The 14,460-nt window shown below is 42.4% G+C and carries 16 protein-coding genes; 3 read left to right on the top strand and 13 right to left on the bottom strand.

Annotation, left to right across the window (positions count from 1 at the left end; genetic code table 11):
* The 3 genes from CYCPU_RS0109670 to nth all read right to left on the bottom strand — a co-directional run bounded on the left by CYCPU_RS0109670 (position 1) and on the right by nth (position 2,034).
* Positions 1–855, bottom strand: coding sequence for an HvfB family MNIO-type RiPP peptide maturase (locus CYCPU_RS0109670; protein ID WP_015006670.1), 855 nt, complete (start codon positions 853–855; stop codon positions 1–3).
* Positions 856–867: 12 nt separating this feature from the next.
* Positions 868–1,221, bottom strand: coding sequence for an HvfA family oxazolone/thioamide-modified RiPP metallophore (locus tag CYCPU_RS0109665; protein WP_015006669.1), 354 nt, complete (start codon positions 1,219–1,221; stop codon positions 868–870).
* Between the two features lie 177 nt (positions 1,222–1,398).
* Complete coding sequence (nth, locus tag CYCPU_RS0109660) at positions 1,399–2,034, bottom strand: endonuclease III (protein WP_015006668.1); 636 nt, start codon at positions 2,032–2,034, stop codon at positions 1,399–1,401.
* Positions 2,035–2,234: 200 nt separating this feature from the next.
* On the opposite strand from nth, the gene yrfG reads away from it, so the two are divergent.
* A complete protein-coding gene (gene yrfG / locus CYCPU_RS0109655) occupies positions 2,235–2,888 on the top strand; it encodes a GMP/IMP nucleotidase (RefSeq protein ID WP_015006667.1) in 654 nt (217 codons plus the stop codon).
* 9 nt (positions 2,889–2,897) lie between these two features.
* Here yrfG and rhlB read toward each other — a convergent pair whose 3' ends face one another.
* Positions 2,898–4,160, bottom strand: a complete 1,263-nt coding sequence (rhlB, locus tag CYCPU_RS0109650; protein ID WP_015006666.1) for an ATP-dependent RNA helicase RhlB — start codon at positions 4,158–4,160, stop codon at positions 2,898–2,900.
* 140 nt (positions 4,161–4,300) lie between these two features.
* Between rhlB and trxA the strand changes: the two genes are divergently transcribed.
* Together trxA and rho are read left to right on the top strand one after the other, a co-directional pair.
* Positions 4,301–4,627 (top strand): thioredoxin TrxA, encoded by a 327-nt coding sequence (gene trxA, locus CYCPU_RS0109645; RefSeq protein ID WP_015006665.1) that lies wholly within the window; start codon positions 4,301–4,303, stop codon positions 4,625–4,627.
* Positions 4,628–4,808: 181 nt separating this feature from the next.
* Positions 4,809–6,065, top strand: a complete 1,257-nt coding sequence (gene rho / locus CYCPU_RS0109640) for a transcription termination factor Rho (protein ID WP_015006664.1) — start codon at positions 4,809–4,811, stop codon at positions 6,063–6,065.
* Between the two features lie 78 nt (positions 6,066–6,143).
* Here the strand turns inward: rho and purD are convergent, their stop codons facing one another.
* From purD to aroQ, 9 genes are all read right to left on the bottom strand, one after another.
* Complete coding sequence (purD, locus tag CYCPU_RS0109635; RefSeq protein ID WP_020162582.1) at positions 6,144–7,430, bottom strand: phosphoribosylamine--glycine ligase; 1,287 nt, start codon at positions 7,428–7,430, stop codon at positions 6,144–6,146.
* Between the two features lie 15 nt (positions 7,431–7,445).
* On the bottom strand, positions 7,446–9,008 hold the full coding sequence (gene purH / locus CYCPU_RS0109630) for a bifunctional phosphoribosylaminoimidazolecarboxamide formyltransferase/IMP cyclohydrolase (protein WP_020162581.1): 1,563 nt from the start codon (positions 9,006–9,008) through the stop codon (positions 7,446–7,448).
* A 121-nt stretch (positions 9,009–9,129) separates the two neighbouring features.
* Positions 9,130–9,378 (bottom strand): DNA-binding transcriptional regulator Fis, encoded by a 249-nt coding sequence (fis, locus tag CYCPU_RS0109625; protein WP_015006661.1) that lies wholly within the window; start codon positions 9,376–9,378, stop codon positions 9,130–9,132.
* Complete coding sequence (gene dusB / locus CYCPU_RS0109620; protein WP_026362656.1) at positions 9,375–10,364, bottom strand: tRNA dihydrouridine synthase DusB; 990 nt, start codon at positions 10,362–10,364, stop codon at positions 9,375–9,377. The genes fis and dusB overlap by 4 nt, the downstream gene beginning before the upstream one ends.
* Positions 10,365–10,478: 114 nt before the next feature.
* A complete protein-coding gene (locus CYCPU_RS0109615) occupies positions 10,479–11,213 on the bottom strand; it encodes a zinc-ribbon and DUF3426 domain-containing protein (RefSeq protein ID WP_016390548.1) in 735 nt (244 codons plus the stop codon).
* A gap of 3 nt (positions 11,214–11,216) precedes the next feature.
* On the bottom strand, positions 11,217–12,098 hold the full coding sequence (gene prmA, locus CYCPU_RS0109610) for a 50S ribosomal protein L11 methyltransferase (RefSeq protein ID WP_016390549.1): 882 nt from the start codon (positions 12,096–12,098) through the stop codon (positions 11,217–11,219).
* Between the two features lie 5 nt (positions 12,099–12,103).
* Positions 12,104–13,444 carry an acetyl-CoA carboxylase biotin carboxylase subunit gene (accC, locus tag CYCPU_RS0109605; RefSeq protein WP_015006657.1) on the bottom strand — a complete coding sequence of 447 codons (1,341 nt, stop codon included), beginning with the start codon at positions 13,442–13,444 and terminating at the stop codon, positions 12,104–12,106.
* A gap of 22 nt (positions 13,445–13,466) precedes the next feature.
* Complete coding sequence (gene accB / locus CYCPU_RS0109600; RefSeq protein ID WP_020162580.1) at positions 13,467–13,916, bottom strand: acetyl-CoA carboxylase biotin carboxyl carrier protein; 450 nt, start codon at positions 13,914–13,916, stop codon at positions 13,467–13,469.
* A 2-nt stretch (positions 13,917–13,918) separates the two neighbouring features.
* Positions 13,919–14,371: a type II 3-dehydroquinate dehydratase gene (aroQ, locus tag CYCPU_RS0109595; RefSeq protein ID WP_015006655.1), complete on the bottom strand. Its 453-nt coding sequence runs from the start codon at positions 14,369–14,371 to the stop codon at positions 13,919–13,921.
* Positions 14,372–14,460: the final 89 nt, after the last annotated feature.

Raw genomic sequence — 14,460 nt, 5'->3', positions numbered from 1 at the left:
TTATTTTGCGACACGTTTTTGACCTGATTGGGGTGAATAATTTAATTGGGCTTGATGAATAAGGTGAACCTCGTCGAGTAACTCAGGTAGTGGTGGAATATTAAAGTCACGCTCCAATAGGGTGGGAAATAGGCCAAAATTGTCGTAAGCTTTATCGAGTAATTGCCAGACAGGATCAATGACATTAGCACCGTGAGAATCAATAATAATATCGTCGGCTTCGTTATAGTGTCCTGCAATATGTGCATAGCTTATGCGGTCACCGGGTAGTGCTTTCAAAAATTCTTCCGCACTGTATTTATGGTTTACGCTGTTGACATATATATTGTTAATATCGACCAGTAACTTGCAATCGGCTTTTTTTATCACTGCGTTAATGAAATCAATTTCTTCCATTTCCTTACCAGGGGCAGCATAGTAAGAGGCATTTTCAATGGCAATTTGTTGGCCAAGAATATCTTGTACGTGGAGAATCCTCTCAGCTACGTATTCAACTGCTTGCTGAGTAAACGGGATGGGCATCAGGTCGTATAGGTGACCGCCATCACTACAATAGCTGAGATGTTCGGTATAAACCTTAATTTGATGTAGTTTAATAAAATCTCGAATGTCGCGAATGAACTTAACGTCTAGTGGGTCTGGGCTACCTAGGCTGAGTGACAAACCATGTGCTACAAAAGGAAACTGTTCGGTTAAGGCGCGTAACTGCTTACCATATCGACCACCGATTTTTATCCAGTTTTCAGGAGCGATTTCATAAAAATCTATATTGCTAGGCGGCTTTTCAACTAGCGGGCCTATAAAGGCCCGCCTTAATCCAAGCCCAACTCCATGAACGGGAAAGGTATTAATCATTGCTAGCTAGCGTTACTTCTTAGAGCCACATTTACCTTCTTTTGCTTTGTTAGCAGCTTTTTCAGCGCCACATTTACCTTCACCGCATTTTGCTTCTTTTACTTTGTCAGCAGCTTTTTCAGCGCCACATTTACCTTCACCGCATTTTGCTTCTTTTACTTTGTCAGCAGCTTTTTCAGTACCACATTTACCTTCACCGCATTTGCCTTCACCGCATTTACCTTCGGCAAGCACCATGTAGCCAGTTTTTAATTCAGTTGCGCCAAATGGGTTTGTGTCTGCGTTTACGACTGGAGTAAATGCCATTGAGGTGACAAAGGCAGCCCCTAACGCGGTGATGATTGGTTTTTTTGTAGGGTTTTTCATAAGAATATCCTGTTGTTTTTTTATTCTCGGGTCACTGTTTATTTCAGTGCGTTTGTCTGCAGTACCGACAAGAGTAAGCCGGTTTACTATATGCGCTTTAATAGACCAAGCAAAGTTTAAAAAACTTACAGCTTGTTTTAGTTTTACTAGAATTAATAAGCTTGATTTAAAAATGATCTAATAGATGGTTTTGTCTTTAAATTCACATAAATCTTCAATGACGCATGAACCGCAGCGTGGTTTTCGAGCAATACACGTGTATCGACCATGAAGAATCAGTAAATGATGGGCATCAAGCTTGTGTGCTGTTGGTACGTTTTTTTCAAGTTTCTTTTCAACCTCTAAGACATTTTTACCGGTGGCAATTTTAGTGCGATTACTGACCCTAAAGATATGCGTATCAACAGCGATAGTCGGAACACCAAAGGCAGTGTTTAGAACAACGTTTGCCGTTTTTCGCCCAACGCCCGGTAAGGCTTCAAGTTCCTCGCGAGTTTGAGGGACTTGGCTATTATGTTGTTCCATTAACATTTTACAGGTTTTGATAACGTTGCTGCCTTTGGTGTTAAAAAGCCCGATAGTTTTAATATATTCTTTGAGTCCTTTTTCACCGAGTGCAAAAATAGCTTCAGGCGTGTTGGCAACAGGGAATAATTTATCGGTCGCCTTGTTAACTCCCTTGTCGGTAGCTTGAGCAGAAAGGATAACTGCAATTAAAAGCTCAAAAGGTGAGCTGTAATTAAGTTCGGTTTCAGGTTCAGGGATAGCTTGAGCGAGTCGCTCGAATATTTCTAGGCGTTTAGCTTTGTTCATAAGTGAGTTGAGTTATTGTGTAAGTATCTGTTTGTTAGCGCTTAAATAGCATGGGTGGGGGAATGTTGAGAGGCATTGATGGTAAGCAATAAACCACTTATTAGGAAAAGGGATAAGCGTTTGCTGAAATGGTTTAACATACCGGTATGCCTTTTGAAGGTAAGTCGAAAAGTTTAACGTTGTAAAGGTTAGGTTACCAGATGATTAATTGGTCGGATATAGAAACTGTTTTATTGGATATGGATGGTACTTTGTTGGATCTACGGTTCGACAACCATTTTTGGCAACGTGTTGTGCCTGATTATTTTGCTAATAAGGAAGGTATTTCATTTGATGAAGCAATTAAACAGCTAGAGCCTCTTTTTAAAGCCCAAGAAGGCTTGTTAAATTGGTATTGCTTAGATTATTGGAGCGAGGCATTAGGTATTGATATTGTTAAGCTAAAAGTTGAAACACAGGAACATATTAAAGAATTGCCGCATACACGCGATTTTTTAGGAGCTATAAAAGCATCGGGTAAACGCTGTGTGTTGGTAACAAATGCACATGCAGAGAGTTTAAACCTAAAAATGCAAAAAACAGGTTTGGTAGAGTTTTTTGATGCGATTGTTTCTGCGCATGATTTTGGTTACCCCAAAGAGCAGCAAAGTTTTTGGCATGCTTTTCATCAGCTGGAGCAGTTTGATAAATCTAAAACCGTGATGGTGGATGATAGTTTAAGTGTGTTGAAGGCAGCCGATACATTTGGCATTCAATACATCGTCGCTATTACTAAACCCGATAGCGCTGAGCCACCGCGTATCGTACATGACTATTTAGCAGTCGAAAGTCTTGGCGCTATTCAGCCAAAATAAACGGCTTAATTACCGTTTATGTGAGCGTGATTTTTGTTGTGTTCGAGCGTTTGCTGGGCGTTTGTGAGTAGATGGTTTAGCGGTTCTTTTAGTAGCTGGTTTAACATCCGGTAAGGAGGCGCCATCAATATTTTCGAAAGGAATTTTGTGTGATATATAGGCTTCAATGTCAGGCAGTGAGTAAGCATAGGTTTCACAGGCAAAACTAATGGCTTTACCGCTGGCGCCTGAGCGGGCGGTTCTACCAATTCGGTGAACATAGTCTTCGGCATCTTGAGGTAGGTCAAAATTAAATACATGACTAACAGCAGGAATGTGTAATCCACGAGCGGCCACATCAGTGGCAATTAATAAAGGTAGTTTGCCGTCTTGAAAGCGAGTTAAAATGGTTTGTCGTTTTTTTTGTGGTACATCGCCTGAAAGCACGGCGTTATCAAAGTCGTTGCCCTTTAGGTAACGATGTAAACGGTCTGCAGTGTGTTTGGTATTAATGAAAATAATCCCTCTTTCGGGTTTCTCATTTGTCAGCAGATGAAGAAGTAAGGGGATTTTTTCATTATCAGCAGGGTAATAAACAGACTCAACCACTTGTTTTGCAGTTATTTGTTCGGGTTCAACGCGAACCATTACAGGGTTGTTCATATGCTCGTAAGCCAATTCGGTAACTTTGAACGAAAGTGTTGCCGAGAACAATAAGTTTAAACGGTTTTCAGGTTTAGGTAATCGTCGTAATAAATAGCGAATATCATTTATAAACCCAAGGTCAAACATTCTGTCTGCTTCATCTAGTACTAGGACCTCGGTGTTTCTAAGGTTAAATACTTTTTGTTTGAAAAAATCGATGGTTCGTCCCGGGGTGCCAATTAAAATATCTACACCATCCTCTATGGTTTTACGTTGTTTATCGTAATCTGTTCCACCGTAGGCAAGGCCGACTTTAATGTCAGTGTGTTTACCAATAATTTTTGCATCATTTGCAATTTGTATCGCCAGTTCACGCGTTGGAGCAAGAATAAGCGCCCTAACACCTTTTTTATTATCGGCAGGCGTTTTTGTTAGTAGGGTGTGATACGTGGCGAGTAAAAAAGCAATGGTTTTTCCAGTGCCTGTTTGCGCCTGTCCTGCGACATCGTTGCCGAGCAAACTGATGGGTAAGGTTTGTTCCTGAATAGGCGTGCACTTTATGAAATTAGCCTCGTCTAAACCTTGAATTAAAGGGGCAGTGAGCCCAAGTGAAGAAAATTGAGTATCAGTAAGATGGGTGTCGGACATAAGTTATGTAATTGTTGAAGAAATAGAGGAGTGAATTGGAAGTTTAGTTAGGAATGAAATATTCATGGTAAGCTATGCATCTGATATCGTACTCTATTATGATGTAATAGTGCGTAGTATTAACCGAACGGAGATAAATAGTGAGTGAAAATGTAGTTCATACCACCGATGATAGTTTTGAACAGGACGTTTTGGCGTCTGAACAACCAGTATTAGTAGATTTTTGGGCTGAATGGTGTGGTCCTTGTAAAATGGTAGCACCGATCCTCGATGAAATTGCAGACGAATATGCCGGTAAGTTGAAAGTCGTTAAGTTGGATATAGATTCAAACCCAGCGATGCCAAGGCGTTTTGGTGTGCGAGGCATTCCAACCTTAATGGTTTATAAAGCTGGTGAAGTGGAAGCGACCAAAGTAGGAGCCGTGACTAAATCACAATTATCAGCATTTATTGACAGTAATATCTAAAAAAATACAACGCCTTCGCCTTAAAGGTAGACGAGGGTGTTTTTTAATGCTACCTTTACTTCCATAAGTAAGAACCCCTTAAGCACGCCACTTGCCGTGCAAACAATCAAAAAAATCAATTAAAAAACCTCTAGTGCTAAATGTGCACGTTTATACCTTTTTATTCCAACCTTAAATCTATATGAACCTAACTGAGCTGAAGCGTAAACCCGCAACTGAAATCCTTGAACTTGCGAAAGAACTTGGTGTTGATAACACTGGACGATCATTAAAACAAACCACTGTCTTTCAAATTCTTAAGAAAATAGCCAAAAAAGGCGATGATGTATATGGTGATGGGGTTCTTGAAATATTATCAGATGGTTTTGGGTTTTTAAGGTCGGCAGATGGTTCGTTTTTAGCGGGTCCAGATGATATTTATGTCTCGCCGAGTCAGATTCGTCGGTTTGGTTTAAGAACGGGGGATACCATTTCGGGAAAAATTCGCCCACCTAAAGATAGTGAGCGTTACTTTGCACTATTGAAGGTCGATAAGCTTAATTATGAAAAACCAGAACATGCAAAAAACAAAATAGCGTTTAAGGATTTAACGCCTATTTTCCCCAATGAACGTTTAACTTTAGAAATGGGGAATGGTACGACTGAAGATTTAACTTCCCGTGTTATTGACTTGGTATCACCCATTGGTAAGGGGCAACGTGGCTTAATTGTGTCACCGCCTAAAGCTGGTAAGACCATGATTCTGCAAAATTTAGCGCACTCTATTGCTGCAAATAATCCAGAAAGCCATTTAATGGTTCTATTGATCGATGAGCGGCCTGAAGAGGTGACAGAGATGTCACGTACCGTTAAAGGTGAAGTGATTTCCAGTACATTTGATGAGCCTGCTTCTCGCCATGTTCAGGTGGCCGAAATGGTTATTGAAAAAGCAAAAAGAATGGTGGAGCACAAAAGAGACGTTATTATTTTGTTAGACTCTATTACCCGTTTGGGTCGAGCCTACAATACTGTAGCGCCTTCATCAGGTAAAATTTTGACTGGTGGTGTGGATGCTAATGCACTTGAACGTCCTAAACGTTTTTTTGGTGCGGCACGTAATATTGAAGAAGGCGGTAGTTTGACAATTATTGCAACAGCTCTCGTTGAAACCGGTTCGCGTATGGACGATGTGATTTACGAGGAGTTTAAAGGCACGGGTAATATGGAGCTTCATCTTGAGCGTAAAATTGCTGAAAAACGTATTTACCCAGCGATTAACGTTAACCGTTCAGGCACACGTCGAGAAGAATATTTAGTGGACGCTGATATCCTTCAAAAAACTTGGATTCTCCGCAAAATTCTTAATCCAATGGATGAAATGGGTGCGATTGAGTTCTTGTTAGAACGCTTTAAGAAAACAAAAACAAATGGCGAGTTCTTTGATTCAATGAAGCGTTAGCAATTAATAATTTTAAGAAACAAAAAAAGAGCGTTTATATTTAAACGCTCTTTTTTTGCGTGTTGATATTTTATTAGGCTAGGCCGATTGTTCGCGCTTTATAGCGCGGTGGCCAATATCAGTTCGGAAGTATACATTGTCCCATTGAATTGAACCGACCGTCTCATAGGCCTTTAATTGCGCGTCGAGTACGCTGTTACCTAGGGCACAGGCGCACAGGACACGGCCGCCATTAGTGGTGATATCACCATTGCTCATTTTGGTACCAGCATGAAAGGTTTTAGCATCATCGGTTTCCGTTGGAATACCAGTAATAATGTCACCCTTGTGATAGTCGAAAGGGTAGCCACCAGCGGCAAGAACCACACCAATAGCTGTGCGAGTATCCCACTGAGCTGAGATGGTATCTAATTTATTATCAAGGGCGGCATTACACAGCTTAGTCAGGTCGCTCTTCAAGCGCATCATGATGGGTTGGGTTTCTGGGTCGCCAAATCGACAATTGTATTCAAGTACTTTGGGTGTTCCTTGAGCGTCAATCATTACGCCTGCGTATAGAAACCCGGTGTATGGAATACCGTCTTTTATCATGCCATCCAATGTTGGTTGAATAATGGTATCCATGATGAGGTCATGCATTTTAGGTGTTACAACAGGTGCAGGTGAGTAAGCACCCATACCACCCGTGTTAGGACCTAAATCTCCATTATCACGTGCTTTATGGTCCTGAGATGAGGCCATGGGCAGTGCTTGATTACCATTGGCAATGACAATAAAGCTGGCTTCTTCACCGAGCAAAAATTCTTCGATCACAACGCGATGACCTGCTTCACCAAAGGCATTGCCAGCTAACATGTCGTTGACCGCGTCAATGGCTTCTTGTTCAGTTTCCGCAAGGATAACGCCTTTGCCAGCGGCTAAACCATCAGCCTTTACAACAATAGGAGCGCCTTTGCTGCGAATGTAGTCGCAAGCAGGTTCGATATCGCTAAAGCTTTGATAGTCAGCGGTAGGAATATTATGGCGTGCTAAGAAGTCCTTACAGTAGGCTTTGGATCCTTCAAGTTGTGCAGCCAGTTGGGTCGGGCCAAAACAACGTAAACCGTTAGCGGTAAATTGATCAACGATACCGGCCACTAACGGAGCTTCGGGGCCAACAATGGTCAATTCAATTTTTTCTTCTAAGGCAAAGGTTAATAAGCGATCAATATCTTCAGCCTGTATGTCAATATTGGTAATGCCGGGTTCTTGTTCGGTGCCTGCATTACCGGGTGCTACATAAACCGTATCTACGTTAGAAGATTGCTTTGCTTTCCACGCTAAGGCGTGTTCACGCCCACCGCCGCCTACGATTAGTACATTCATTATAGAACTCCTTGATTAGTGCCTAAAGTGGCGCATGCCCGTAAAGACCATGGCTATATCGTGCTCGTCAGCCGCTTGAATAACTTCCTCGTCACGCATTGACCCGCCAGGTTGAATCACTGCTCGAATACCCACTTGAGCAGCATTATCGAGGCCATCTCTAAAGGGGAAGAATGCATCAGATGCCATGACAGAGCCAGTAACATCTAGACCTGCTTGTTCAGCCTTAATCGCGGCTATTCTCGCAGAATTAACACGGCTCATTTGACCGGCGCCTACGCCGATAGTCATGTTGTTTTTGCCGTAGATGATAGCATTTGACTTAACAAACTTTGCAACGCTCCAGCTGAACAATAAATCTTGCATTTCTTGTTTGCTGGGTTGTCGTTTGGTAACAACGGTTAGATCTGTGAATAACTCTTTATCAATAGTTTGGACAAGTAGGCCGCCATTAACACGCTTGAAATCATAGCGATCTTCGTCGCTTTTTTCCCATTGTCCGCTGTCCAGTAGGCGAAGGTTTTTCTTGCCAGCGATGACGGCCAAGGCATCTTCGTTAACACCTGGGGCGATAATGACTTCAACAAATTGACGATCTGTGATGGCTTTAGCTGTTGCTAAATCAAGTGGGCGGTTAAACGCAATAATGCCGCCAAACGCAGATTCAGGATCTGTTTGGTAAGCTCGGTTGTATGCGTCCAGAATGTTATCACCAAGGGCTACGCCACAGGGGTTTGCATGTTTCACGATTACGCAGGCTGGCGAATCATCAAACTGTTTAACACACTCAAGCGCCGCATCGGTATCAGCGATATTGTTATAGGATAACTCTTTGCCTTGATGCTGAACTGCTGAAGCAATTGTGCCGGGTTGAGAGGCCTCTTCGGTAAAAAAGGCTGCTTTTTGATGAGGATTCTCACCGTAACGCATCACTTGTTTTTGTTTAAATTGTAGGTTAATAGTACGAGAAAAGTCGGCTTTATCGCCGTTTTCTTGAATGGCCCCTAAATAATTTGCGATAGCGCCGTCATATTGTGCAGTATGCTCAAACGTCTTAACGGCAAAATTAAAACGACTAGGCGCATCGACCCCGCCAGTTGCCTTAATAGACTCAATGGTTTGTTGGTAATCATTAGGGTCAACAATAATGGTGACATCTTTATGGTTCTTAGCAGCAGCGCGAATCATAGTGGGCCCACCAATATCGATATTTTCGATGGCCGTTGCAAGATCACAATCTGGATTTGCCACTGTTTGTTGGAAGGGGTATAGGTTTACAACAACTAGGTCGATCGGCTTGATATCATTATCTTGCATAATGGTTTGGTCAATATCACGGCGACCTAAAATACCACCATGAACTTTTGGGTGCAGCGTCTTGACGCGGCCATCCATCATTTCTGGAAACCCGGTGTAATCACTGATTTCTACAACAGGAATATTATTGTTTTGTAGTAATTTAGCGGTGCCGCCGGTTGAAATGATTTCAACACCTAAGCTGCTCAATTGTTGACAGAACTCAATAATGCCTGATTTATCGGAAACGCTAACTAAAGCGCGAGTGATTTTATTGCTCATTTTTTGACCTGTTTATGAAAGAGTGTCAGGCCTAATTGGCCTATCTGAAAACAGGGTATTCTATAGAAAGTCGTATGTTTTTGCTGAGCTTTTTGCTACTCGGCTTAGAACTGAACTAGGGTTAAATATCCAAATTGTAGCTGGCTAATTTCTTTCTCAGCGTGCCACGGCTTAAACCAAGCATCTTCGCAGCTTTAGACTGGTTAGACTTAGTATGGTTTAGCACTGCTTCAAATAATGGTTTTTCAACTTCACTGATGACTAGTGCGTGTAGGTCAACGACTTCTTGACCGTCAAGTTGTGCAAAATAGTTTTCGAGTGCTTGTGTCACTTGGTGACATAAAGGTTGTTTTGATTTATCTAAACTCATGCTACTTGGTGTTGTGTTTGTGTAAGGGCATGAAAAATTTTATCCATAAAATCTAGTTGTTGCTGAGGCTCTTGGATGGAAAAACTTTTCTTAACAAGAGGCAGTAATGATGTATCTAGGTGTTTAAAATACCAAGCTATATGCTTTCTGGCAATCCTGACGCCCATAATATCACCATAAAATTGATGTAGCTGCGTAATATGGCGAATAACAACCTGTCTTATTTCCTCAAAGTCAGGTGGCGCTAAGGTCTCGCCTGTTTTCAAGAAATGGTCAATTTCTCTGAAAATCCAAGGTCGCCCTTGGGCACCACGGCCTATTAACAGACCATCTGCATTGGTGTGATGTAATACGTCACGTGCTCGTTGAGGGGTAGTTATATCTCCATTGGCAAATACCGGAATGTTGATGGATTGTTTAACGAGTTTAATGGTGTCAAATTCAGCGTTTCCATCATATTTACAAGCACGTGTCCGACCATGAATCGCAAGGGCCTGTATGCCGGCTTGCTCGGCAATTTTAGCAATGGTGGGGGCGTTTTTGCTGAGTGGATCCCAGCCGGTTCTTATTTTTAGCGTTACCGGAATGTGGACGGCAGAAACCACAGACTTTAAAATTTCTTCAACCAAAGGTTCGTCTCTTAATAAGGCTGAACCAGCAGCGACATTACATACTTTTTTAGCAGGACAGCCCATGTTGATATCAATAATTTGTGCGCCATTGGCTTGATTAAAGAGAGCCGCTTCAGCCATTTGTTTGGGATTTGTGCCAACAATTTGTACCGAGCGAGGCTCGTTCTCGCCATTATGATCGAGTTTCAATAAGGTTCGTCGGTGTTTGCGTAAAGCAGGGTTTGACGCAGTCATTTCAGACACCGCTAAGCCAGCCCCTAATTCCCGACAAAGTTGACGAAAAGGTCTGTCGGTTATTCCAGCCATGGGGGATAAGACTAAGTTGTTACTTAATGTATACGGACCAATTTTCATAAGAACTTAAAGGGGTTGAGTTGAGAGTTTTATGCGACACTCTCAGGTGTTTAGTGTCGCTATTGTCTGATCTTGAGTCAATCCTTAGCGGCGATTTATCGCAAGCATTTTACCTTAAGGTTGAAAGGATATTTCAAAACCAAAGGCAGTTTTGCTAGGTTTTTGGAAGGTAAGCGTAATGTTCCTTAGGGATTGAGGTGCGAAATAATCATTGATTTCACTGTCTGCTAGGTAATCATTTTTAGTAAAAACTCCTTGAGCTATTGGCTCACCGAGAGTCGATGTTAGTAGCAATTTTATGCTTGGATAGGGTTGTTCGGCTAAGGCGGAATTTTTGATTGTGAGTTGAAAAGACAGCAGCTCATCTAGCTTTGGGTGAGGCGTAAGCTGGCGTGCAATGATGTGAATTTCATCCAGGTTTTGGTAGCTAGGAATTGATAAGTCGAAGGTGTTATTGAGTTTTTTGAAGAAGGGTTGTAATTGTGTGTTCTGAGTTAATCGTGTTGATTCAATGAAGGCAATTTGAGTGAGAAGCACTAACACTAATACAAATGAAAGCAGACCGTAAGGCAGTTTATAGTGATGGGTGGTTTTTGTAGACTCCCATGCCGCAATAATTGGAGGAGAATCTATTTCAGACGAATGCTCTTGGATAGCAGTTGATGACTGAGTGATGTCTTCATTGGGCTTAATGGGAATAGTTCGCTCAATATCGGCGCTGAGTTCATTTTCCCGTGCATTAAATACTTTATGGCAATGGCCGCAGCGAATAACGCCTGACTTAACTGCTAATTGTTCAGGGGTGACATGTAGTGTACTAAAACAAAAAGGACAAAGTGCATAAGGCATTGCTCAAGTTTTTTTAACGGCATGGAGGCAAGCCCAATTGTCTCTAATGGTGGCAGGGCAGAAGATGAATTCATGTTGGTAGGCGCTAATAACTTGCGTTACTTGTTCGCTAAGGATGCCAGACAATAATAAATGGCCTTTGGGTTTAACTAAGGCTGAAATATCGCTTGATAGTGAGATAAGCGGCTCAGCTAAAATATTCGCAATAACAATGGCTTGGGGTTTTCGAGGGTATTGATCAGCGGCATAAACTTTGACTTTATCAAGTACATTGTTTTGTTCGGCATTGCTCGTTGTGGCGATAAGTGCCTGAGGGTCAATGTCTATGCCAATAGCACTTTTTGCACCTAATAAAAGACCTGCAATAGCGAGTATGCCAGAGCCACATCCAAAGTCGATAATATTGCTTTTTGTAAGATCATGTTTGGCTAACCAATCGAGACAAAGGGCGGTCGTAGGGTGTGTGCCGGTGCCAAATGCTAGACCAGGGTCGAGTCGTAATAAGGTTGCATTGGAATCTGCAATGTCATGTTCGGTAGAGCAAACCCAAAAGTTATCGCCAAATTTAATGGGTTGGAAATTTTCAAGCCAAACACGTTCCCAGACTTGGTCTTCTAGACGCTCAATAGTTAATTGCCACTCGCCCTGATGGCCAAGTTGTTGGTTAAAAAATTGCTCGATATTTTTAAGGTCGTCTTGTTCGTCAAACAAACCTGTAATGGAGACATGTTGCCATAGAGGCGTGCTATTTAATGGCGGCTCATAAATAGGTTGGTCGGCTCTGTCTGTGATGGTCACAGACAGAGCGCCAAGGTTTTCTAATAAGCCTTCAATCGTTGCGGCTAACTCTTGAGTTGTTGCAATGGTCAATTGTTGCCATGCCATGCCGATTACATCCCCAGTTTCTTTTCAAGGTAATGAATATTATAGACGCCTGAGGCAAAATCTTTGTCGACCACAATGTCCTTTAATAACGGGATATTGGTGTGAATGCCATCAATAACCGTTTCGTTAAGAGCTGTTTTTGTGCGAGCAAGTGCAGAGTCGCGAGAGGGGCCTGATGCGATCAGTTTGCCGATCATCGAGTCATAGTATTGAGGCACGGTGTAGCCGTTATAGATATGGCTATCAAAGCGAATGCCAGGACCGCCTGGGATATGTAACTGTGTAATTTTCCCTGGTGAAGGCATAAAGGTTTCAGAATGCTCAGCATTTAGACGACATTCAATAGCGTGACCTGAAATTTTAATATCATCTTGCGTGTAACCAAGTGGTAGACCAGCGGCAATTTTCAGTTGTTCAGCAACAATATCGACACCAGTGACAATTTCTGTAATTGGATGTTCTACTTGAACCCGTGTATTCATTTCAATGAAATAAAATTCACCTTTCTCATATAAGAACTCAAAGGTTCCTGCTCCATAGTAGCCAATATCTGTACAGGCTTTCGCACAGCGAGTACCAATTTCTTGGCGAACCTCTTCGCTGATGCCAATTGCGGGCGCTTCTTCAATTACTTTTTGGTGCTTACGCTGAGTTGAGCAGTCACGTTCTCCCAAGTGAATGGCGTTACCGTGTTGGTCGGCCAGCACTTGGAATTCGATATGGCGTGGCGTTTCAAGGAATTTCTCCATATACACCATATCGTTACCAAAAAAGTTTTTAGCCTCGGTTTTGGTCAGTGAAATGGCATTCAAAAGGGCTGCTTCTGTATGAACCACACGCATCCCGCGGCCACCACCACCGCCAGCAGCTTTAATGATAATGGGGTAGCCAATATCACGGGCTAATCTGACATTTCGTTCTTTGTCATCGTTTAACGGGCCATCTGAACCGGGAACGCAAGGCACGCCAGCCTTAATCATTGCCTCAATCGCTGAGACTTTATCACCCATTAGGCGAATTGTTTCCGAGCGAGGGCCAATAAATGTAAAGCCGCTTTGTTCTACGCGTTCAGCAAAGTCCGCATTTTCAGACAAAAAGCCGTAGCCGGGGTGAATAGCTTGGGCATCGGTAATTTCTGCAGCACTAATAATGGCGGGTACGTTTAGGTAGCTTTCTGTAGATGAAGGACCGCCAATACAAACGGATTCATCTGCTAAACGAACGTGTTTTAAATCACGGTCGGCAGAGGAGTGAACGGCAACTGTTTGGATGCCCATTTCGCGACAGGCACGCAAAATACGCAAAGCAATTTCACCACGGTTGGCAATAAGAATTTTATCGAACATATTTTTCTCGTCTCAGGGGCGGTTATTCGATGATGAAAAGTGGCTGATCAAATTCGACTGGGTGGCCATTCTCAGTCAACACTGATGCAATAACACCAGATTTGTCCGCTTCAATTTGGTTAAGGATTTTCATTGCTTCAATAATGCACAAGGTATCGCCTTTTTGAACGGATTGACCTATTTTGACGAAAGGGGCCGAGCCTGGCGCAGGTGCGTCATAAAACGTGCCGACCATTGGAGAAGTAATAACATGTCCAGACGGCTGTTCAGTATTGTCGCTTGCAGCTGCTTGAGGCGCAGCGCTGGCAACGGCTGGAGCGGCAGCAGGTGCAGGCATTTGTGTTACGGCAGCAGGTTGTGTTGAAGAGTAACGATTGATACGTACAGACTCTTCACCTTCGTGAATTTCAATTTCTGCAATATCGGACTCTTCGATGAGTTCGATCAGTTTTTTAACTTTTCTTATATCCATAATTAATCTCTTGATGGTTTTTGTATTAATGGGAGAGCTGCAAGCAGCGCTAATTTATAACTGTCGGGGCCGAAGCCACAGATAACACCTTTGGCAATATCTGAAAAATAAGAGTGTTGGCGAAATGACTCGCGAGCATGAACATTTGATAAGTGAAGCTCAATAAAAGGAGTGTCGCTTGCTAATAGGGCATCACGCAAGGCAACGCTTGTATGCGTAAAAGCCGCTGGGTTTAATAAGATAACAGCAACCTTATCATGCTTACTTTGTTGTACTTTATTAACAAGGTCATGCTCTGCATTACTTTGATAGAAAAGCAATTCGTGTCCGTGTTGTTCGGCCAGCTGAGTTAAGGAATGCTCTATATCAGCGAGAGTTTGAGCACCATAAATCCCAGGTTCTCGTGTGCCTAGCATATTTAGGTTTGGGCCGTTGATGACTGAAATAATTGCCATAATGTACTAACTTAAAAATAATTGGTTATGCAATTTCATCTTGCAATAAGGGGGGATTTTGCCAAAGCTTTTGGATAAAGTCTATATAA

Source organism: Cycloclasticus pugetii PS-1, assembly GCF_000384415.1.
In the GTDB taxonomy this organism is placed as follows: domain Bacteria; phylum Pseudomonadota; class Gammaproteobacteria; order Methylococcales; family Cycloclasticaceae; genus Cycloclasticus; species Cycloclasticus pugetii.
This window is presented reverse-complemented; position numbering and strand designations above follow the sequence as displayed.

Coding starts and splice junctions, on each gene's coding strand:
- CYCPU_RS0109615 (WP_016390548.1), bottom strand. CDS start 11,213: ATGCCTTATGCACTTTGTCCTTTTTGTTTTAGTACACTACATGTCACC.
- CYCPU_RS0109665 (WP_015006669.1), bottom strand. CDS start 1,221: ATGAAAAACCCTACAAAAAAACCAATCATCACCGCGTTAGGGGCTGCC.
- fis (WP_015006661.1), bottom strand. CDS start 9,378: ATGAGTTTAGATAAATCAAAACAACCTTTATGTCACCAAGTGACACAA.
- dusB (WP_026362656.1), bottom strand. CDS start 10,364: ATGAAAATTGGTCCGTATACATTAAGTAACAACTTAGTCTTATCCCCC.
- purH (WP_020162581.1), bottom strand. CDS start 9,008: ATGAGCAATAAAATCACTCGCGCTTTAGTTAGCGTTTCCGATAAATCA.
- yrfG (WP_015006667.1), top strand. CDS start 2,235: ATGATTAATTGGTCGGATATAGAAACTGTTTTATTGGATATGGATGGT.
- rhlB (WP_015006666.1), bottom strand. CDS start 4,160: ATGTCCGACACCCATCTTACTGATACTCAATTTTCTTCACTTGGGCTC.
- prmA (WP_016390549.1), bottom strand. CDS start 12,098: ATGGCATGGCAACAATTGACCATTGCAACAACTCAAGAGTTAGCCGCA.
- rho (WP_015006664.1), top strand. CDS start 4,809: ATGAACCTAACTGAGCTGAAGCGTAAACCCGCAACTGAAATCCTTGAA.
- accB (WP_020162580.1), bottom strand. CDS start 13,916: ATGGATATAAGAAAAGTTAAAAAACTGATCGAACTCATCGAAGAGTCC.
- purD (WP_020162582.1), bottom strand. CDS start 7,430: ATGAATGTACTAATCGTAGGCGGCGGTGGGCGTGAACACGCCTTAGCG.
- accC (WP_015006657.1), bottom strand. CDS start 13,444: ATGTTCGATAAAATTCTTATTGCCAACCGTGGTGAAATTGCTTTGCGT.
- nth (WP_015006668.1), bottom strand. CDS start 2,034: ATGAACAAAGCTAAACGCCTAGAAATATTCGAGCGACTCGCTCAAGCT.
- aroQ (WP_015006655.1), bottom strand. CDS start 14,371: ATGGCAATTATTTCAGTCATCAACGGCCCAAACCTAAATATGCTAGGC.
- CYCPU_RS0109670 (WP_015006670.1), bottom strand. CDS start 855: ATGATTAATACCTTTCCCGTTCATGGAGTTGGGCTTGGATTAAGGCGG.